Annotated in this window: 14 protein-coding genes; 4 read left to right on the plus strand and 10 right to left on the minus strand. The window is 72.6% G+C overall.

Features of this window, described 5'->3' with window-relative positions:
• Nucleotides 1-139: 139 nt before the first annotated feature.
• Nucleotides 140-1711 carry a type VII secretion protein EccB gene (gene eccB, locus ABZT06_RS17025; RefSeq protein WP_355740950.1) on the minus strand — a complete coding sequence of 524 codons (1572 nt, stop codon included), beginning with the start codon at nucleotides 1709-1711 and terminating at the stop codon, nucleotides 140-142.
• Between the two features lie 267 nt (nucleotides 1712-1978).
• Between eccB and eccE the strand changes: the two genes are divergently transcribed.
• The 4 genes from eccE (at nucleotide 1979) to ABZT06_RS17045 (ending at nucleotide 7891) form a co-directional block, all read left to right on the plus strand.
• Nucleotides 1979-3238: a type VII secretion protein EccE gene (eccE, locus tag ABZT06_RS17030; RefSeq protein WP_355741466.1), complete on the plus strand. Its 1260-nt coding sequence runs from the start codon at nucleotides 1979-1981 to the stop codon at nucleotides 3236-3238.
• Nucleotides 3238-4068, plus strand: a complete 831-nt coding sequence (locus ABZT06_RS17035) for a hypothetical protein (RefSeq protein ID WP_355740951.1) — start codon at nucleotides 3238-3240, stop codon at nucleotides 4066-4068. Before eccE ends, ABZT06_RS17035 begins: the two co-directional genes overlap by 1 nt.
• 138 nt (nucleotides 4069-4206) lie before the next feature.
• A complete protein-coding gene (locus ABZT06_RS17040; RefSeq protein WP_355741468.1) occupies nucleotides 4207-4533 on the plus strand; it encodes a DUF397 domain-containing protein in 327 nt (108 codons plus the stop codon).
• A 349-nt stretch (nucleotides 4534-4882) separates the two neighbouring features.
• Entirely contained in the window at nucleotides 4883-7891 is a 3009-nt protein-coding gene (locus tag ABZT06_RS17045; protein WP_355740953.1) for an SCO5717 family growth-regulating ATPase, read from the plus strand.
• Between the two features lie 60 nt (nucleotides 7892-7951).
• Here the strand turns inward: ABZT06_RS17045 and ABZT06_RS17050 are convergent, their stop codons facing one another.
• From ABZT06_RS17050 to rimP, 9 genes are all read right to left on the minus strand, one after another.
• The gene (locus tag ABZT06_RS17050) at nucleotides 7952-8902 is read right to left on the minus strand and encodes a bifunctional riboflavin kinase/FAD synthetase (RefSeq protein ID WP_355740955.1); all 951 of its coding nucleotides are present in this window, start codon (nucleotides 8900-8902) and stop codon (nucleotides 7952-7954) included.
• Between the two features lie 146 nt (nucleotides 8903-9048).
• A complete protein-coding gene (locus ABZT06_RS17055; RefSeq protein WP_355740957.1) occupies nucleotides 9049-12399 on the minus strand; it encodes a trypsin-like peptidase domain-containing protein in 3351 nt (1116 codons plus the stop codon).
• A 770-nt stretch (nucleotides 12400-13169) separates the two neighbouring features.
• Entirely contained in the window at nucleotides 13170-14075 is a 906-nt protein-coding gene (truB, locus tag ABZT06_RS17060; protein WP_355740959.1) for a tRNA pseudouridine(55) synthase TruB, read from the minus strand.
• Nucleotides 14072-14524, minus strand: coding sequence for a 30S ribosome-binding factor RbfA (rbfA, locus tag ABZT06_RS17065; RefSeq protein WP_007385054.1), 453 nt, complete (start codon nucleotides 14522-14524; stop codon nucleotides 14072-14074). The genes truB and rbfA overlap by 4 nt, the downstream gene beginning before the upstream one ends.
• 32 nt (nucleotides 14525-14556) lie before the next feature.
• Nucleotides 14557-14850: a DUF503 domain-containing protein gene (locus tag ABZT06_RS17070; RefSeq protein WP_355740962.1), complete on the minus strand. Its 294-nt coding sequence runs from the start codon at nucleotides 14848-14850 to the stop codon at nucleotides 14557-14559.
• Between the two features lie 136 nt (nucleotides 14851-14986).
• Entirely contained in the window at nucleotides 14987-18142 is a 3156-nt protein-coding gene (gene infB / locus ABZT06_RS17075) for a translation initiation factor IF-2 (RefSeq protein WP_355740964.1), read from the minus strand.
• A gap of 163 nt (nucleotides 18143-18305) precedes the next feature.
• Nucleotides 18306-18587, minus strand: a complete 282-nt coding sequence (locus tag ABZT06_RS17080) for a YlxR family protein (RefSeq protein ID WP_355740966.1) — start codon at nucleotides 18585-18587, stop codon at nucleotides 18306-18308.
• A gap of 116 nt (nucleotides 18588-18703) precedes the next feature.
• Nucleotides 18704-19690 (minus strand): transcription termination factor NusA, encoded by a 987-nt coding sequence (gene nusA, locus ABZT06_RS17085; RefSeq protein WP_355740968.1) that lies wholly within the window; start codon nucleotides 19688-19690, stop codon nucleotides 18704-18706.
• Nucleotides 19691-19692: 2 nt separating this feature from the next.
• Nucleotides 19693-20193 carry a ribosome maturation factor RimP gene (gene rimP, locus ABZT06_RS17090; protein ID WP_355740970.1) on the minus strand — a complete coding sequence of 167 codons (501 nt, stop codon included), beginning with the start codon at nucleotides 20191-20193 and terminating at the stop codon, nucleotides 19693-19695.
• Between the last annotated feature and the right edge of the window lie 95 nt (nucleotides 20194-20288).

A 20288-nucleotide genomic window follows, 5' to 3' on the forward strand; every position in this document is an offset into this window, starting at 1 on the left:
ACATCAGTTGGGGCTTGTAGTAAGATCGCGATCAACTCAACTCACCTTTTTCACAAGTGTGTTGGTTGAGCACGAAAGGGATAGGCGTAACCACCCGGACCGCTCCATGAACACGGTCCGGGTTCGGGATCCAGCGGGCCTACGACCCCTGCGCCTGCTCCGCGTTCCCACTGCTGAGTTCCGGCCCCGCGGCCAGCAGATCCGCCCAGGCCGCCGGTACCGGGACCGGCTTGATCTTGCCGTAACCGAGCCTGACCTGGGCGGTGTTGGTCTGCTGCTGGGTGTTGTTGTCGACCTTCTCACCGCCGGTGACCTGGCTGTCGTTCGTCGCGGGGACCGAGTAGCGCAACCCTGTGTCGGTGACGAGGAAGGTGCTGCCGCCACCGGCGTCGGCGCCGGTGAGGCGCTTGAACAGCAGGCCGCTGCCGGGCGAGACGTAGGTGCTCGAACCGCTCTGGGAGACGTCCTTCGGGTAGTCCTGGCCGGTCCAGACGGTCATCTGGTCCTGGCCGGTCCGCGGGTCGTCCTTGCCGCCGTGCCAGATGCTGCACGAGACCTTGTTCCCGCCCTTCTCCTGCGTGTTGGCCACGATCACCGGCTCCGCGGGCCAGTTCTTCGACGACATCCACTCGCCAGGCGACGGCTGGACGTCGTTGAACCTGACCTGCACCGCCGCCGGCTTCTGGGAGCCGTACGCGCCGTCCACCCAGGTGCTGCGCAGCCACATCTGCGCCGTGAAGTCCGACACCGCCTGGACCTTGTCCTTCAGAACGATGTACTGCTGCTTCTTGCCGCCGATGGAGCCGTCGGCCTCGAGGATCAGTCCCACCTTGGAGTAGTTGGGATCGAGGCCCTCGACGTGCGCCACCGAACCCACGTCCCCGCCCAGATCGGGGAAGTCGAGGTCCCCCGCGACGTGCAGCGTCTTGATGAAGTCCGCGCTGACCTTCTGCGGCGTCGCGGAACCGAACACCGCGCGTTCCAGCGTCTGCATCGACTCCTCGCCCTCGAGCCTCCAGCCCACACCGCCCAGCAGGTAGGCCTGCCCGTCCCCGGTGACCATGTACCGCGGGCCGGTGGTGTCGCCGGGTGCGGCGGGGCCCTCGACGTACAGGGCCTCCCGCTGGTTCAGCTCCTTCTTCCCCTTCTTCAGGAGGTTGTCGTAGTCGCCCTGGTCCAGCACGTACGTCGCCCGCACCGGCTGCCCGTCCGAGCCCGGCGCCTCGCACAGCGCCCAGACCTTGGCCTTCTCCGCGTCCTCGGCGGAGGGCAGCCGGTCCGGGGCGAAGGGGATGCCGACGGTGGCGCCCATCGGGTACTTGCTGTTGTCGAGCACCGACTCCTTGATCTTCATGACCTGGGGGTTCTCGCCGTTCAGCAGCAGCTTGGCGGAGGCCAGGTTGAGGACCGGGTGCAGGCTGAGCTTGTTCTCGCCCTTGGTCTTCACCAGCACATAGCGCGTCGTCGACTCGCTGCCGACTAGGATGTTCTTGCCCTGCGTGTTCCAGCCCTTGGGCGCGGTCGGGCTGAGCATGCCCCAGGCGCCGAATCCGATGAGGACCAGCGCCGCCACACCGAGACTCGGCAGGACCGTCTTGAGGGGGCGCGGCGCCGCCTCTTCCGAACCGTGCGGAGACGGCTGAAGAAACGCCGCCACCGTGCGCCTGCGCGCGAAGGAGTAAGCGTTCAGCTCATCCCTACGTGTCGCCATCGATGGGTCAACTCCCCGTTATTTCGCTTTGTTGCCGAATGCGGAACTCCCCAGGGCCGCCCGGTAGTCCGTGGCGTTTGCTCCTGCAGGGGCCTCTACTATGCCGTGTGACGATCGCACCGTACGGTACGGGGTACGGTGATCCGCCGCCAGCTCGAGCCGCGGCCAGACAATGCAAAGGGGTTGTACCGGGGGATGAGCACTGCGACCAGGTCCCGGCGCCGTAACGGCAGCCGTCGTACCCAGGAGAATCAGGGGCCGGGGCAGGTGCCGGAACCGGCACAGCCGTCGTCACCCCCGAGTCCGGCCTCGCCGTCGCTCGCCCGGCGCCCCGGCAGCATCGGCCCCATCCGGGTCCAGCAGCTGGTCGGTTTCGAACTGGCCGCCGCGGTCCTGCTGATCGGCTGGCTGCTGCGCCCCATCGGTCTCACCGTCGGCATCGTGCTGGCCGTGCCGCTGGTCCTCGCCGGCCTGCTGCGCCGGCGCGGCCGCCCGCTGCCGGAGTGGTTCAGCACCGCCCGCGCGCTCCGGGACCGCCGCAAGCGCAACGCCGAACCCGTGCCGCCCGGCACCGACCCCGGCTTCGCCCCGGCCGTCGAGTGCGACCCGGCGCTGCGCACGTACAGCTTCCAGGACCGCGAGCAGCGCGAGATCGGAATGCTCGGCGACGGCACCTTCCTCACCGCCCTGGTGCAGGTGCAGGCCGCGGACACCCCCCTGCGTCCCTCCTACGGCACCGGCGACATCCCCCTCGACCTGCTCCAGGGCCTGCTGGAGGTGGACGACATCCGGCTGGCGTCGGTCCAGATCGTCCAGCACACCCAGCCCGCCCCCGCTCCGCACCTGCCCCCGCAGGCCATGGCGGTCCGCTCCTACGGGCCGCTGCAGGCCCAGAGCATGACGCCGGGGCTGCGCATCACCTGGGTCGCGCTCAAGCTCGACCCGGAGCTGTGCCCGGAGGCCGTGGAGGCCCGCGGCGGCGGTATGCAGGGAGCCCGGCGGGCGCTGCTACGGGTCGCCGACCAGCTGGCCAGTCGGCTCATGGGGGCCGGCATGCAGGCCAAGGTGCTGAGCGAGTCGGACATCTGCGGGGCCATCGCGACCTCCAGCTGCGTCAACCCGATGGCCACCACCGGCGGTGCCGCGATGGACGGCAGCCGCTCGGGCCGCCGTACGGCCGAGACCACCCGTACCTGGCGCTGCGACGACCGGCTGCACACCACGTACTGGATCTCCAAGTGGCCGCAGTTCGGCGGCGCCGGACCGGCGTTCCCGCGGCTGGTCGGCGCGCTGACCTCCGCGCCCACCCTCGCGAGCACCTTCTCGCTCACCCTCAGCAGGCAGCGGGGCAAGGTGCTGGCCCTGTCCGGGCACGTGCGCCTGACCGGCCGCGGTGAGAACGAACTGGGCGAGGCCGCACAGCACTTGGAGCGGGCGGCGTCTGCGTTCAAGGTAGGTCTCGTACGGCTCGACCGCGAGCAGCTGCCCGGAGTTCTGGCCACCCTGCCGCTGGGAGGTACCCGCTGATGTCCGCCCCCACCATGCGCCCCTCCGGCCGCTCCGGTTTCGGATCGTCGTCCACTCCGGGCTTCCCCGGGCAGCGTCCCGGGCATCTGCCCCGCTCCCCCGAGCCCGCCCGGATCGGTCCCGAGCGGCGGCTGCGGGAGGCCTTCGGTCTGCTCGGCCCCCGGCGTGAGCGTCACCTCGTCGACGCCGAGGTGCTCTCGCAGCTGACCCTGCCGGTCGGCGACGACGGTCTGATCCTCGGAATCGACCAGGACAACCTGCCCGCGGTGCTGGGCCTGTGCCGCCCCACACGCCTCGACATGGTGCTGGTGGGCGGTACCTGGATGGCTCAGGTCATCGCCCTGCGGGCGGCGGCGATCGGTGCGCGGGTGGCCGTCGAGACGGCCCGCCCGCAACTGTGGGCGCCGATGGCGCAGGCGGCCGGCGGCGGCCAGCAGGCGGTGACGGTGCACCAGGTGGGGCGGATCGCCCCGCAGGGCCCGTCCCCCGCCAGCCCCGTGCTCATCATCCGCGACCTCGGTATCCGCCCGCCGCGCAGCCGCCTCACCACGGCTCCCTGGCAGTCGGTGCTGACCCTGCTCCCCTACCTCGGCCCCACCGCGCCCCGCCTGCTGGCCAACGCGGACGTGGTCGGCGTACAGCGGATCTCCCCTCAGGAGTCCCAAGTGGTCGGCAAGTCCATGCGGTTGCCCCACGGAGACGCCGCGTCCCTGTCGTCCCTCGCGGACAACGTGGCCCTGTGGTGCACGCAGAAGAGCCGGCAGTACGTGATGACCCAGCCCACCGATGCGGAGACCGGTCTCCTCGGGGCGCCCCGCCGTATGGACTGACGGGCGGGCTCGTGGCGCGGGCCAAGGCGTCGGCCCCTCACACGAGTTCGTGACCGAACCGTTGCGCCGTGTGAGGGGGCCCAGGCCAAGTAGGGTGCTCGTGCACGAGGTTCGCTCATGAGAAAGGGCCCGCCGACCATGACCGACGCGGACGACATCGCCGCAAAGACACCGGACGAGGACGTCAAGGCGCGAAAGGCGAGGGAACGGGACGAGCTGTACGGCCTGGACATCTCCGGCGTCGAGTGGCACAGCGCGCCCGGCACCGAGGAGCACGAGGAGCGCGTCGAGATCGCCTACCTCCCCGAGGGCGCGGTGGCCATGCGTTCCTCCCTGGACCCGGACACCGTGCTGCGATACACGGAGGCGGAGTGGCGGGCGTTCGTACTGGGCGCGCGTGACGGCGAGTTCGACCTCGAGCCCGCACCGCACGACGGCGAGCTCACCGCCGAGCAGGCGGAGTAGGCGGAGCAGACGGAGCAGACGGAGCAGACGGGGAGCAGGGGGAGCGGGCGCGACGGCCCGGCCCCCGGCCCGGCCGAGTCGACCGGCCCGCGCTTCAGAAGACAGACAACCGTCACAAGGGCGACATCGCGGCAGGCACCGCTCCGTTGGGTGCGAGAGCACAGCGGACGGGCCTGCCCCGCCGACGCCTGTGGCGTTTACGCTTGATGCGGGCGCGACGTGAGAACCCACGGGTGGGTCGTGCGCGTCCAGGGGACTTCAGTCGGATCGGACAACAGGAACGGTCGCCCCCAGCCCGGCACATGAGTGCCCACACGGCACGAGGGTGCTCGACCAACCAGGAGGAATTGTGCAGAGCGATCGGGACGGGCTGCGCGCGGGCTGGACCACGCCCAGCGACGACCAGTCCGACGCGGAGTCCGCCACCGAGATGACGGGCGAGTTCACCATCGACTACGCCGCCCCTGCCTGGTACACGCAGAGCGCGGCGCCCGAGGCCGAGCCTCCCGCGCCCGCCCCTGCCCCCACCGCGCCTGCACCGCACCCCGGTTACCCCGATACGTCCGGTTCCGCACCGTCGGCTCCCGTTCCCGGCCCGCAGTTCGACCCGTCCACGGGTCCGGCCGGCACGACCCCGCCGCCTCCGCCGCCGTGGGCGGTCAACCCCGCGGCCCCCCAGCCGCCGGCTCCCCCGAACCCCCAGAGCGGCTACGGCTACCCGCAGCCACCGGCTCCCCCGAGCGGTTACGGCTACCCCCAGCCGCCCGCGCCTCCGAACCCCCAGAGCGGTTACGGCTACCCCCAGCCGCCGGCTCCCCCGAACCCGCAGGGCGGTTACGGCTACCCGCAGCCGCCCGCGCCCCCGGCACCGGTGGCCCCCGCGCCGCCTGTGGCCCCGGCGGCTCCCGTTCCCCCCGTGGCCCCGGCGCCTCCCGTGGCGTCGACGGCCCCCGCTCCCCCGGTCGCCCCCGCGCCGCCCGCCGCCCCGGTGGCCCCCGTGCCTCCGGGCCCGCCCAGTGCCCAGGGCAGCACCGACGCCGCCGCGCCCTCGACGGGCGGGGACGCGGAAGGCCGTGGCGACACCCCGTCCGCCGCCGCTACGACGACCAGCGCCCCGCAGCCCCCCGCGGCCCCGTCGGCGGAAGCGCCCAGCGCTGCCGAGCCGCCGGCCTCGGGCGAGGCTCCTCAGGCTTCCGCGGACGCGGAGGCGACCCACGCCACCACACCGACCGCGCCGGCCGCCCCAGCCCCCACCCCCGCCTCGGACGAAGCGGCATCCGCGGCCGGCTCCGACGACGAGCCCGGCACCGTCGGCCAGGGCGTGGACGCCCCCCAGACCCCGCCCGGCGCCGAGGCCCCAGAGCCGCAGGCCGGCAGCTCCGCCGGTGACGTCGAGACCGGTACGGAGCCGCAGGCCCCCGCACCGGACGCCCCGGCCGCACAGACGGCCGTGCCGGAGCAGCAGCCCCCGGGCCCCGCTCCGGAGCAGCCCGAGCCCGCGCAGCCCCCCGTACCGGAGCAGCCCGACGCCCACCAGCAGGAAGGCTGGCGGCCCCCGCCGGCGCCGCAGGGCGCTGTCCCGCCGCTTCCGCCGCAGTTCGCGTCGGCGGACTCCGGCGCGGCCCCGCAGTCGGCCCCGGAGTGGTCGACGGGCGGACAGCCGCAGCCGCCCGCCGCGCCGCCCGGCACCCCGTCCGCGCCCGCACAGCCGGTGGCCGCCGCGGCGCCGCCCCAGGCACCGCAGCCCGCGCCCTCCGGCTGGCCGGCCAACCCGCCGCAGCCCGGCGGCCCGGCGGCGCAGGGCGGCTACGGCTACCCCCAGCCCCCCGCGCCCCCGCACCCGCAGAGCGGCTACGGCTACCCCCAGCCACCCGCGCCCCCGAACCCCCAGGCCGGTCACGGGTTCCCCCAGCCCCCCGCGCCGCAGAACCCCCAGAGCGGCTACGGCTTCCCGCAGGCCCCCCAGCCCGCCCCGGGCGGTTACGGCTATCCGCAGCCGCCTGCCCCGGCCCAGCCCCAGCAGCAGGCTCCCGGCCAGCCCATGCCCCCGGTCCAGCCGGGACAGCAGGCGCAGCAGGCGCCCAACCCCCACCCCTACGCGGGCGCTCCGGGCCAGCCCGGCGTGGACCCCCGTACCGGTGCCGCCTGGCCTGCCGCCGTCCAGCACGACCAGCGGCAGCAGGTCGCGGGCGCCGGTGCGCCGCTCGGCTACAACGCCGCGGTCGAGCTGACCTCGGACCGACTGGTCAACAGCAAGAAGCAGAAGGCCAAGAGCAGCCGTCCCACGCCCGGCGGCTCGAAGTTCAAGCTCGGCGGCAAGAAGGAGGAGCAGGAGAGGCAGCGCAAGCTCGACCTCATCCGCACCCCGGTGCTGTCCTGCTACCGGATCGCGGTGATCAGCCTCAAGGGCGGCGTGGGCAAGACGACCACGACGACCGCCCTCGGCTCCACCCTCGCCACCGAGCGGCAGGACAAGATCCTCGCCATCGACGCCAACCCGGACGCCGGCACGCTCGGACGCAGGGTGCGGCGCGAGACCGGGGCGACCATCCGCGACCTGGTCCAGGCGATCCCGTACCTCAACTCGTACATGGACATCCGCCGGTTCACCTCCCAGGCGGCGTCGGGTCTGGAGATCATCGCCAACGACGTCGACCCGGCCGTGTCCACGACGTTCAACGACGAGGACTACCGGCGCGCGATCGACGTGCTGGGCCGCCAGTACCCGATCATCCTCACGGACTCGGGCACGGGTCTGCTCTACAGCGCCATGCGCGGGGTCCTGGACCTCGCCGACCAGCTGATCATCATCTCGACGCCGTCGGTCGACGGCGCGAGCAGCGCCAGCACGACGCTCGACTGGCTGTCGGCGCACGGGTACGCGTCCCTGGTCTCGCGGTCCATCACCGTGATCTCGGGAGTGCGCGAGACCGGCAAGATGATCAAGGTCGAGGACATCGTCACGCACTTCGAGCAGCGGTGCCGTGGCGTCATCGTCGTACCGTTCGACGAGCACCTGGCGGCCGGTGCCGAGGTCGACCTCGACATGATGCGGCCGAAGGTCAGGGAGGCGTACTTCGACCTCGCCGCGATGGTCGCCGAGGACTTCGTGCGGGCCCAGCAGGAGCAGGGCCTGTGGACGGGCAACGGCGGTGTCCAGCCGCCGACCATGGCTCCCCCGATGCCGGGCCAGCAGCAGGCTCAGCCCCCGGCCGCGCAGCCGCCGTTCCAGGGTTTCCCCGGCGCCCAGCCCGGCCAGCCGTGGCAGACCGGCCAGCCCGGTCAGCCCGGTCAGCCGCAGCCCGGGTTCCCGCAGCCGCCGTACGACCCGAACGCGGGTCAGCCGCCGCAGCAGTAGCCGAAGGAGAGAGGGCCGGCACCTTGCGGGTGCCGGCCCTCTCCTTTGTCCCTACGACCTTCAGCCGCCGGCGGCCTCGATCAGCTCACGGCACCGCTGCACATCGACGGCCATCGCCTTGAGCAGCGCGTCCAGCGAGTCGAACTTCTGCTGCCCGCGCACATAGGCGAGGAAGTCCACCGCCACGTGCAGTCCGTACAGGTCGAGCCCGACGCGGTCGATGGCGTACGCCTCCACCGTGCGCTCGGTGCCGTCGAACTGCGGGTTGGTGCCGACGGAGATCGCGGCCGGCATCGCCTCGCCCTGGGTGTGCAGCCAGCCGGCGTAGACGCCGTCGGCGGGGATGGCGGTGTGCGGGAGGGTCTCGACGTTGGCGGTCGGGAAGCCGAGTTCACGGCCGCGCTGGGCGCCTCGGACCACCACGCCCTCCACCCGGTGCGGACGGCCCAGGATCTCCCCGGCGCCCTCCACGTCACCCTCGGCGACCAGGCGCCGGGTCAGGGTGGAGGAGAAGGGCTCGCCGCCGCCCGCCGCGCCGGTCACGTACAGGTCGACGACCTCGACCTCGAAGTCGTACGTCTTGCCCTGCTCGACGAGGAAGTCGACGTTGCCCGCGGCCTTGTGGCCGAAGCGGAAGTTGGGGCCCTCCACGACCGCCTTGGCGCGCAGCTTGTCGACGAGGACCTTGACGACGAACTCGGCGGGCGAGAGCTTCGAGAACTCCGTGGTGAAGGGGAGGATCAGCAGCGCGTCCACGCCCAGCTCGGCCATGAGTTCGGCGCGGCGGTGGTGCGGGGCGAGCAGCGGCGGGTGGCTGCCGGGGCGGACGACCTCGCTGGGGTGCGGGTCGAAGGTGACGACGACCGAGGGAACACCCAGCTCACGTGCCCGGTCCACGGCATGCCGGATGATCAGCTGGTGCCCGCGGTGGACCCCGTCGTAGGAACCGATGGTGACGACGCTGCGCCCCCAGTCCTCGGGGATGTCCTCCAAGCCACGCCAGCGCTGCACTGTGACCGCTCCTCGTCGAACCCGTGTCCGTATTGACTCTTGCGACTTACGCAGGTCTAAGGGTGCCATGCCGCGCGCCCGTCGCTCGCATCGGCATGGGGGCTGTGACCCGACGCACGCGGACCCGGAGCCTCCGCGGCACCGGCTCAGGCCGGAACCCGTACGCCCGCCAGGTTCTCGATCATCCGCCGGGTGCCGGGGCCGACCACCGCCGCCCACTCCTGCGGGCACTCGGCGAGCCAGCCGGTCACCAGCGCGGCGAACCCGGGGACATGCCGGCCCAGGTCGACGAGACCGCGGTCGAAGCGGGTCGCGCCGTCCGAGGTGCGGACGAGGAGGAGGCCGATGCGGTGGACGAGGTCGCGGATGTCGGTGTCCGCGCGGGCGGCGGCCGCGGGCAGCAGGGCGACCAGGACCGCGGGCTCCTCCTCCTGGTCCAGGAGGAGGTCGAGGAGTTCCTGGCGCAGCGGGCGCGAGGCGGGGGCTCCAGGCCCGGCGAGTACGGGCGCCAGCGCGGCCCGCACCTCTTGCGGACCGCCGTCCAGCAGATGCGTGACCAGCGGGAGGAGCACGGCCCGGGCGGCGGGCCCCTGATCGAGGCGCCGGTCGACGTACGCGGCCACGTCCCCGGCCGTCTCCGGGCGCCGCTCCACCACCTCCCGCACCAGCCCGGCCACCCGGCGGGCGAGCGCGGGCGTGGTGACGTCGGCGAGCGTGCGCAGCACCTCCCCGGCACCCGGCCTGCGCAGCCGCTCCCGGAAGGCGTCCAGGACCGGATCGGGGTCGGTGGCAAGGGCGGGGACCAGTGCGCTCGGCGGGAACTGCGGGTCGCCGGCCGCGAAGTGCCCGAGCGCCTGCGGGAGATGACGGGCACGCGTGTGTGGATCGCGGACCAGCAGGGCGAGCGCGCCGCCGTGCAGGGTGCAGTCCTCGGGGCGGGCCAGCAGGGCGAGGGCCGCGTAGCGCAGGAGCTCGCGGTCGGCCCCGGTGCGCAGATACGGGGCGGCGCGCAGTCCGTACGCCACCGCCGCCACCCGCCTCGCCGGCCGCTCGTCGTGCGCCCACCGGTCCACGGCCCGGCACACCGCCGACGGCTCCTCCTCGGCCAGCACGGCGAGCAGCTCGTCGGCCCGCCGGTGCGCACAGCCGACGAGCACCTCCGCGAGGTCGTCCAGGGCCCGGGTCCGGTGCGTGTGCAGCAGCGCCTGCGCGGCCTTCGCCACGGTCGCGTGCGGGGTCGCGGGCAACGGCCGCTCGTCGTCGAACCAGCGGGTGAGCTGCGCCTGTACGGCGGTGGGGTCGGCGGCGAGCAGCTCCGCGACGGCGTCCAGGAACCGGGGGCCGGGTTCGTGCGGCGGCCCGTCGGCGAGGACGAGACGGCGGAGCAGGTCGAAGCGGGTACCGGGCGAGAGCGGCAGGGCGGTCCAGAAAGCGGGGCCGAACTCGGACGGCACCGTCTCCTTCCGCCGTCGCCGGGCCACGAGGCGGTCGGCGAGCTGCCGCAGGATGTCGGTGTACGGCGTGGCGTCGGGCACCCGCAACAGGGTCTCGGTGAGCAGCCGGGCCGCCCACCACGCGTGCGGGTCGGCGTCGAGGGCGTGCAGCAACTCCTCCAGCCGGTACGCCAGTTGCGGTGCGCCGTGCTGGCGGGCGACGAGGAGCAGGGCCTGGACCACGGGGCCGATGCGGTGGTGCGGGACCGGGAGGGGATCTCGTCGGCCGGTGTGGCGGCGGTGGACCAGGGCGCGCAGGGCCTCGTCCAGGTCCAGGTGCATGCCCTGGATCCAGTCGGCGAGCTCCTCGTGGGCGAAGCGGTAGCCGCTGCCGGCGGGGACCAGGAGGCCCTCGGTGAGGACGGCGGAGGCCCAGCCGGTGCCGCCGAGCCGCTTCGGGGCCTGGCCCCAGGGGAACACCGCCTCGAACGACTCCCGGTCCAGTTCACCCTGGCCGGGGCCGAGGCTGCGGCGGGCGGCCTCGTGGACCTGGCCGGAGACCTTCGCGGCGAGCCGGCGGACGGCGGCGCCGCGCAGGCCGCTCGGGGTGGCCAGCCGCACCGCGATGCGCAGGCACATGAGGTCGAGATAGGCCTCGAAGACCTGGTCGCGGTCCGCGGGCGCGTGGGACGCGGACGGGAGCGCTGCGCGGACCTCGGAGAGGAGGCGGAGGGTAAGCGGGTGGCGGGCGTCGGAAGCGGCGAGGCTGCCGTCGGGGAGGGCGTAGCGGGCGCGGGCGCGGCGGGCCTCGTCCTCGGTGAGGTCGCCGAGACGGACACAGGGCGGGAAGTGCCCCTCAGGGTCGCCGTACAGCAGCTCCTCCGGGAAGGCCGCCCCCTCCCAGTACTCCGCCCGGCACGCCACCAGCAGCCGCGCCCCCGTCTCCTCCAGCCACTTCGCCGTGCCCTGCGTCCACTCGGCGAGGCGGTGGGCCAGGACCGGAGGCATCTCCTCGGGGCCGTCGAGGAGGAGGAACAGGGGGCGGCCGGCGGTGCGGGACAGCCGGGCCAGCCGCTCGGGGGTGATGTCGCCCAGGTCGGCGGGGACGGCGTCCGTAGCCGTCGCCACGATCCGGGCCGCCCTGGTGAGCGCGCGGCGCGCGGCGTCGGCCACGGAGGCGTCGGTGTCCTCCAGGTCGGCGCCGCGCAGCCAGAGCGTGGGGGCCGGGGCGGGGCCGCGGTGGCGCTGGGCGGCGAGGGCCGCGAGTTGTGTCGTACGGCCGCTGCCGGGTGGTCCGACGAGGCCGAGCACCGGGGCCGGGCCCTCGGTGAACGCGGCGAACTCCCTGGTGACAGCGGCCCGTTCGACCGGCTCCGGCGCGTTCTCCCGGCCCACGTGACCGGCCAGTGCGCCCGGCGGGCCGTCCTGGCCCACCGAGGTGGCCGTCAGCTCCAGCACACCGGCGAGGTTCAGGTCGGCGCCGTACGCCGGGACCGTCGCGGCGTTCTCCGCGAGCAGGTCGGCGAGGGGGCCGGTGCGGACGGAGCGGAGCGGGACGGCGTATCCGCTGTCACGGTGGCCGCTGTGCAGGGCGGTACCGAGGACGGCCACCACCGCCCCGGTCCCGGCGTCGAGCACGGGTCCTCCGGCGGCCCCGCCGCCCAGCCGCAGCGCGTCCCGTCCCGCGGTGCCGATCGCCAACTCCAGGGCGCCTTCGAGGCTTTGGAAGCGGTCGGTGGCGGTGTAGGTCACGGAGGCCGCACCGAGCACACGGGCCTCGCGCCAGCAGCCCGCGAAGAGCCGGACGTGCGTACCCGTCCCGACGGTGTCCCGCACGGAGACGGGCAGCGGGTCCACGCCGAGTCCCTCGGTACGGACGAGCGCCAGGTCCAGCTCGGGCAGCGGGGTCACCGCGCCGGCGGCCACCACGCAACTGCGCTCACCGGCGTGCAGCACGAGCCGGGCCAACCCGTCGACCGCCTCATGACTGGTGACGACGGTGCCACGGTGATCGGCCACGAACCCGATCCCCCGGGGCCGCCCGGCCAGATCACGAACCCACACGAGCTCCTCGGCACGCCCGGCCCCCCGCTCCTGACCCGCAAGCCTCCCCCAAGCATGCCGGGAACGCCCGCCCCACCGCCCCGACCAGGACCCCGCACACCCACCGGTATCCCTGGTCCCTTCAACCGGACCGGCATCACCGCGCCCGACAACTGCGCCCGCGCCTTCTCTCCACCCGGCCTGGCCAACATCCCCACTCCGACCGACCCGACCGGCATCACCGCGCCCATCAACCGGCCCCGCGTCCCCACCCCACCCGGCCTGGCCGACCTCCGGCCTCCGACCGATCCGACCGGCGTCACCACGCCCACCGCCCTGACCCGCGCCCCCACCCGGAGCTGCCTGGCCGACATCAGCTGTCCAACCGGCCTGGCCGACATCACCGTGCCTGTCGACCCACCCCCCACTGTCACACGGCTCCCGGTCCCCCTGCCCCAGGTTCTCCCCGCCGACGGCGCCCGAGGCGCAAGGCACCGTTTCGCCGACGGAGTCACCCCCTGCCGCCATGGCCGAACCTCCCCGCCGTACGCACGTTCCTGTTTTCGACGGTAGGCGTGCGGTGATCAGCGGGACAGATCGCGTGGTGAACGCGCCCCCTTCCACACCCCCGGTTCACTCCGAGCGCCTGCCCGCGCGGGTGAATGGAAGGGGAGCGGCGGATACACCCTAGGGGTGGGGGAACCGAGGGGGGACCGTGGAGCGGCGGCACAACCCCGTGATCGCCGCTCCACGGGCAGACAGCCCCGGTGCCCCCACGGTCCGCGTCGGCGTCAGCCGAAGACGGCCAGGCTCTTCGCCTTGCCCTTGTGCTCCTCGACCAGCGCCAGGAACTGGCCCTCGGGGTCGAAGACGGCCACCGTGCCGACACCCGCGTACTCGTCGGGCATGTCGAGCCGTACGCCGTTGGTGAGCAGCTTGGCCCGGCGGCCGTCGACGTCCCAGCGGCGGAAGGCGGCTGCCGCGGCCTCGGCGATCGGCATCACCGTCAGCTCCTGCTGGAGCTGGTCGAGGGTCTTGGCCGAGTCCAGCTTGTACGGGCCCACGCGGGTGCGCCGCAGAGCCGTCAGATGGCCGCCCACGCCCAGGTCGGCGCCCAGGTCCCGGGCCAGCGCCCGGATGTAGGTGCCGGACGAGCAGACCACCGACACCACCAGGTCCAGCACGGGCGTACCGTCTTCGGCGACCGCGTCCCGGACGTCGTGCACCGCGAAGGACGAGACGGTGACGGGGCGGGCGGGGATCTCGAAGTCCTCGCCCTCCCGTGCCCGCTTGTACGAGCGCACCCCGTCGATCTTGATGGCGCTGACCTTGGACGGCACCTGCATGATGGCGCCGGTCAGCTTGGCGATCCCGGCGTCGACGGCGTCGCGGGTGACCTTCGAGGCGTCGACCGACCCCGTGATCTCGCCCTCGGCGTCGTCGGTCAGGGTCGTCTGGCCGAGCCGGATCGTGCCCAGGTACTCCTTCTCGGTCAGCGCGAGGTGCCCGAGGAGCTTGGTCGCCTTCTCGACACCGAGGACCAGCACACCCGTCGCCATGGGGTCGAGGGTGCCGGCGTGTCCGACGCGGCGGGTCTTCGCGATCCCGCGCATCTTGGCGACCACGTCGTGCGAAGTGAAGCCCGACGGCTTGTCGACGATGACAAGGCCGTCGGGCGTCCGGTTCTTCTGTGTCATTCGGCGGCGTCGTCCGTCTCGTCCTCGTCGCCCGGCTTCCGGTACGGGTCGGCGTCACCGGCGTACGCGGCGCCCGCGGACACCTCGCGCACCTTCTCGTCGGACTGACGGGCCTTGTCGAGGAGGTCGTCGATGGTCTTGGCGGTGTCGGGCAGCGCGTCCGCGACGAAGGTCAGCGTCGGCGTGAACTTCACGCCCGCCGCCGCCCCCACGGCGGACCGGAGCACGCCCTTGGCGCTTTCCAGTCCGGCGGCCGCGGCCGCCCGCTCCTCGTCGCCCCCGTACACCGTGTAGAAGACGGTCGCCTCCCGCAGGTCACCCGTGACCCGGGTGTCCGTGATGGTGACGTGTGAGCCGAGCCGCGGGTCCTTGATCCCGCGCAGCAGCTTCTGGGCCACCACCTCTCGGATGAGGTCCGCCAGCCTCTTGGCGCGCGCGTTGTCGGCCACTGGTCCGTCTCCTTAAGTACTTACTTGTTGCGTCAGTCTTCGTCGCTGTGGAGCCTGCGTCGAACCGAGAGCAGTTCCACCTCGGGCCGCGCTGCGACCAGCCGCTCGCAGCGGTCCAGTACGTCGGTGAGGTGTCCCGTGTCCCCGGACACCACCGCCAGCCCGATCTCGGCCCTGCGGTGGAGGTTGTGGTTGCCCGTCTCCGCCGCGCTCACCGCGTACTTGCGCTGGAGCTCGGCCACGATCGGACGGACGAGAGAGCGTTTCTCCTTCAGCGAGTGCACGTCACCGAGGAGCAGGTCGAAGGACAGAGTCCCCACATACATGTGTGTCCGGATGTCCCGCCGGTTCGGGGTACGGGCGCCGCGCTCGGACGCCGATACGGGAACCGTACACGCAACGGCCGGGGCCGATCGACGGATATTACGTCCGCCGACCGGCCCCGATCGCGTGCTACGACGATCAGCCGCGCGGCTTCTCGCGCATCTCGTACGTCGCGATGACGTCGTCGACCTTGATGTCGTTGAAGTTGCCGAGGTTGATACCGCCCTCGAACCCTTCGCGGATCTCGGTGACATCGTCCTTGAAGCGGCGCAGACCGGAAATGGTGAGGCTCTCCGCGACCACCTTGCCGTCGCGGATGAGGCGCGCCTTGGTGTTGCGCTTGACCTCGCCCGACCGGACCAGGACACCGGCGATGTTGCCCAGCTTGGACGACTTGAAGACCTCGCGGATCTCCGCCGTGCCGAGCTCGACCTCTTCGTACTCCGGCTTGAGCATGCCCTTGAGGGCCGCCTCGATCTCCTCGATCGCCTGGTAGATGACCGAGTAGTACCGGACATCCACACCTTCGCGCTCGGCCATCTGCGCGGCACGCCCTGCGGCGCGCACGTTGAAGCCGATCACGATGGCGTCCGAGCCCATCGCCAGGTCGACGTCCGACTCCGTGACCGCACCGACACCACGGTGCAGGATCCGGATGTCGACCTCTTCGCCGACGTCGAGCTGGAGCAGCGAGGACTCGAGAGCCTCCACCGAACCGGACGCGTCGCCCTTGATGATGAGGTTGAGTTCCTGCACCAGACCGGCCTTGAGGGCCTCGTCCAGGTTCTCCAGGGAGAACCGGACACCCCGGCGGGCGAAGTTGGCGTTCCGCTCACGAGCGGCACGCTTCTCGGCGATCTGGCGGGCCGTACGGTCCTCGTCGACGACGAGGAAGTTGTCGCCGGCGCCCGGGACGTTGGTGAGACCGAGGACGAGGACCGGAGTCGACGGACCCGCCTCTTCCAGGTTGTCGCCCTTGTCGTCGAGCATCGCGCGGACACGGCCGTACGCGTCGCCGACCACCATGGTGTCGCCGACCCGCAGGGTGCCTCGCTGGACCAGGACGGTCGCGACGGCACCGCGGCCACGGTCGAGACGGGACTCGATCGCAATACCCTGCGCGTCCTGCTCCGGGTTGGCCCGCAGGTCGAGCGAGGCGTCCGCGGTGAGGACCACGGCCTCCAGGAGAGCCTCGATGTTGAGGCCCTGCTTGGCGGAGATGTCGACGAACATGGTGTCGCCGCCGTACTCCTCGGCCACCAGACCGAACTCGGTGAGCTGACCGCGCACCTTGGTCGGGTCGGCGCCCTCGACGTCGATCTTGTTGACCGCGACCACGATCGGCACGTCGGCCGCCTTGGCGTGGTTCAGCGCCTCGATCGTCTGGGGCATCACACCGTCGTTGGCCGCCACCACGAGGATCGCGATGTCGGTCGACTTGGCACCACGGGCACGCATGGCGGTGAACGCCTCGTGACCCGGGGTGTCAATGAAGGTGATCTTGCGCTCTTCGTCGTTGACGTGAGTCGTGACCTGGTACGCACCGATGTGCTGCGTGATACCGCCGGCCTCGCCCGCGACGACGTTCGTCTTGCGGATGGTGTCGAGGAGGCGGGTCTTGCCGTGGTCGACGTGACCCATGACGGTCACGACCGGCGGACGCGCGACGAGGAACTCCTCGCCGCCCTCGTCCTCGCCGAACTCGATGTCGAAGGACTCGAGCAGCTCGCGGTCCTCCTCCTCGGGGCTGACGATCTCGAGGACGAAGTTCATCTCGTCCGCGAGGAGCCGCAGCGTCTCGTCGGAGACGGACTGCGTGGCGGTGACCATCTCGCCGAGGTTCATCATCACGCCGACGAGCGACGCCGGGTTGGCGCCGATCTTCTCCGCGAAGTCGGTGAGGGAGGCACCGCGCGACAGGCGGACGGACTGTCCGTTGCCGCGAGGCAGCATCACGCCGCCGACCGACGGGGCCTGCATGGCCTCGTACTCCTGGCGCCTCTGACGCTTCGACTTGCGACCACGACGCGCGGGACCACCGGGACGACCGAAGGCGCCCTGCGTGCCACCACGACCGCCCGGACCACCGGGACGACCGCCGAAGCCGGGACGACCGCCGCCACCACCGGGACCACCCGGACGGCCGGCGAAGCCGCCGCCGCCACCACCGGGACCACCGGGACGACCGGCGAAGCCGCCGCCGCCACCACCGGGACCGGCCGGACGACCGGCGAAGCCACCGCCACCCGGACGACCGCCGCCGCCACCGGGACGACCGCCGCCACCGGGACCGCGGCCACCGGGGCCACCGCCGCCGGGACGCGGGCCGGCAGCAGGACGCTGCGGCATCATGCCGGGGTTGGGACGCGCACCGCCGGGACCGCCGCCGGGACGCGGACCGCCGCCCTGCGGACGGGGCATGCCGCCGGGGCTGGGACGGGCGCCGCCCGGAGCCTGCGGACGGGGACCGCCCGCCGCGCCCTGGGGACGGGGACCGCCCTGGCCCTGACCCTGCGGACGCGGGGCGCCGCCGGGACGCTCACCGGGGCCACCCGGGCCGCCGGGGCGAGGGGCGCCGCCCGGACGGGGCGCCTGCGGGCGCGCCATGCCGGTGGAGCCACCAGAGGTGAAGGGGTTGTTGCCCGGACGGGGACCGGCCGGACGGGCGCCGGGACGGGCACCCTGGCCGCCCGGACGCGGAGCGCCGGGACGGTCGCCGCGGTCACCGCGACCCTGGCCGGGAGCACCGCCCTGGCCGGGACCGCCGGCCGGACGCGGGGCGCCCGGACGAGGAGCCTGCTGGCCGGCCGGACGAGGAGCACCCGGACGCTGGGCGGAACCCTGGCCCTGGCTCTGGCCCTGGGAGGCCGGTGCGGCGGGAGCCGACGGCGGTGCCGTGAACTCGGGCGTGGTCGGAGCCGGGGACGCCGGGGCGGGCCGCGGCGCGGGCTTCGGGCCCGGGGTGGGACGGGGGCCGGGAGTCACCGGCGCGGCGGGAGCCGCGGGCGTCTCGGCGGCGGCCGGCTTGGGGGCCGGCGGGCGCGGGGCGGCCGGACGGGCGGCCTGCGCGGGAGAGGGGGCTGCCGGACGTGCCGGGGCAGCCTTGCGGGCGGGGGCGGACTTGCCGCCTCCGTTGCCCTGCTGGAGGGCGTCCGTCAACTTACGGACGACGGGCGCTTCGATCGTCGAAGACGCCGAACGGACGAATTCACCGAGTTCCTGGAGCTTGGCCATGACGACCTTGCTCTCAACCCCGAACTCCTTGGCGAGTTCGTATACCCGGACCTTAGCCACTTCGCTCCTTTTAGGTCCGGGTTGCGTCCGGACCGTCGCTACTTCATGGGCGTACTCATCGCGTGCTCATCGAGTGCTCATCGCAATCTCGACCTACTTCCAACTCGCGGGGTACCTGGGCCGCACGGGGGTTCCGCGCGACGCTTCTTACGGTGTTGCCTGCTCAGCAACTGTCTGTCTGCTCGACGTATCGGCGCAACGCCTTTATGTCGAGCGCTCCCGGGGCGCGCAACGCCCGCGTGAACGCCCGGCGGCGTACCGCCTGGTCGAGACAGACCAGGGCGGGGTGGATGTACGCACCCCGGCCGGGCAGCGTACCGCGAAGATCAGGGACGCATGCGTCCTCGATCGCCACGATGCGCAGCAGATCGGTCTTGGCCGCTCGCTGCCTGCATCCCACACAGGTGCGTTCAGGGCATGCGCGGGCGTGCGTCCGGCCAGACACTCTTAAGTCTACCTCCCCGTACCGACCTCACCCCTTGGGGGCAGGGATCGAACGGTTGTTGTCGTGATCTGAGCCACCAACGGCTTGGATCTATTCCCCAGCGCTGTCACGCAGCGCTACTCGCCGGTCTGCTCGGTGTCCGGACGGATGTCGATCCGCCAGCCGGTGAGCCGGGCCGCGAGCCGGGCGTTCTGCCCCTCCTTGCCGATGGCGAGGGAGAGTTGGTAGTCCGGGACGGTCACACGCGCGGAGCGGGCAGCCATGTCCACGACCTCGACCTTGGAGACACGGGCCGGTGAGAGGGCGTTCGCCACCATCTCGGCCGGGTCGTCCGACCAGTCGACGATGTCGATCTTCTCACCGTTCAGTTCACCCATGACATTGCGCACACGGCCGCCCATGGGGCCGATGCAGGCACCCTTGGCGTTCAGGCCCGAACGGGTGGACCGTACGGCGATCTTGGTGCGGTGACCGGCCTCGCGGGCGATCGCGGCGATCTCGACGGACCCGTCGGCGATCTCGGGCACCTCCAGGGCGAAGAGCTTCTTCACCAGATTGGGGTGCGTGCGGGACAGGGTGACGGACGGACCGCGGACACCCCTGGCCACCCGTACGACGTACGACCGAAGCCGCATCCCGTGCGGGTACGTCTCGCCGGGGACCTGCTCCTGCACCGGCAGGATGGCCTCCAGCTTGCCGATGTCCACGAGCACGTTTTTCGGGTCGCGGCCCTGCTGGACCATGCCCATGACGATGTCGCCCTCGCGCCCCGCGTACTCACCGAGCGTCGCGTCGTCCTCGGCGTCGCGCAGCCGCTGCAGGATGACCTGCTTGGCGGTGGTGGCGGCGATACGGCCGAAGTCGGACGGGGTGTCGTCGAACTCCCGGGGTTCCTGGCCCTCTTCGAGCTCCTCGGGGTCCTCCTTCGCCCACACGACCACGTGTCCGGAGTCCCGGTCGAGCTTCACGCGCGCGTGGCGGTGGCTTCCCTCGGTGCGGTGGTAGGCGATGAGGAGGGCCGACTCGATCGCCTCGACCAACAGGTCGAAGGAGATCTCCTTCTCCCGTACCAAACCCCGCAGGGCACTCATGTCGATGTCCACGGCTACGCCTCCTCTTCGTTCTTGTCCTTGCGGCTGAACTCGACCTGCACGCGCGCCCTGTCGATGTCGGAGAAGGCGAGCCTGCGGGCGGTGGCCTTGCGGCCCTTCACACCGGGCACCTCGAGGTCGAGGCCCTCGTCGTCGACCTTCAGGATCCTGGCGACCAGTTCGCCGCCGTCCTCGGTCAGCTGGAATTTCACCAGCCGGTCCACGGCCCGCACGTAGTGCCGGTGCTCCTTGAGGAGGCGCTCGGCGCCCGGGGTGCCGACCTCGAGGGTGTACTCCCCCGTGCCCATCGCGTCGGTCTCGTCGAGCTTCGCCGAGAGCGCGCGGCTCACATCGGCGATCTGGTCCAGGTCGGCTCCGGTGTCCGAGTCGACGACGACGCGCAGCACCCGCTTTCGTCCTACGGAGTCCACTGCGATCTCTTCGAGATCCAGGCCCTGGGAGGTGACGAGCGGTTCCAGGAGCTCTCGCAGCCTCTCGCTCTGGGTGGTGCTCATCCGGGTGACTCCTCGGCCGCGTGTGCTGTTGTGGGTAGGTCGCGTGTCAGGTCAAAGGGTATCCGGTCGCGGAGGGTGTTGCCGTCCAGGTGACA

It is taken from the genome of Streptomyces sp. NPDC005483 (assembly GCF_040606035.1).
Lineage (GTDB): Bacteria > Actinomycetota > Actinomycetes > Streptomycetales > Streptomycetaceae > Streptomyces.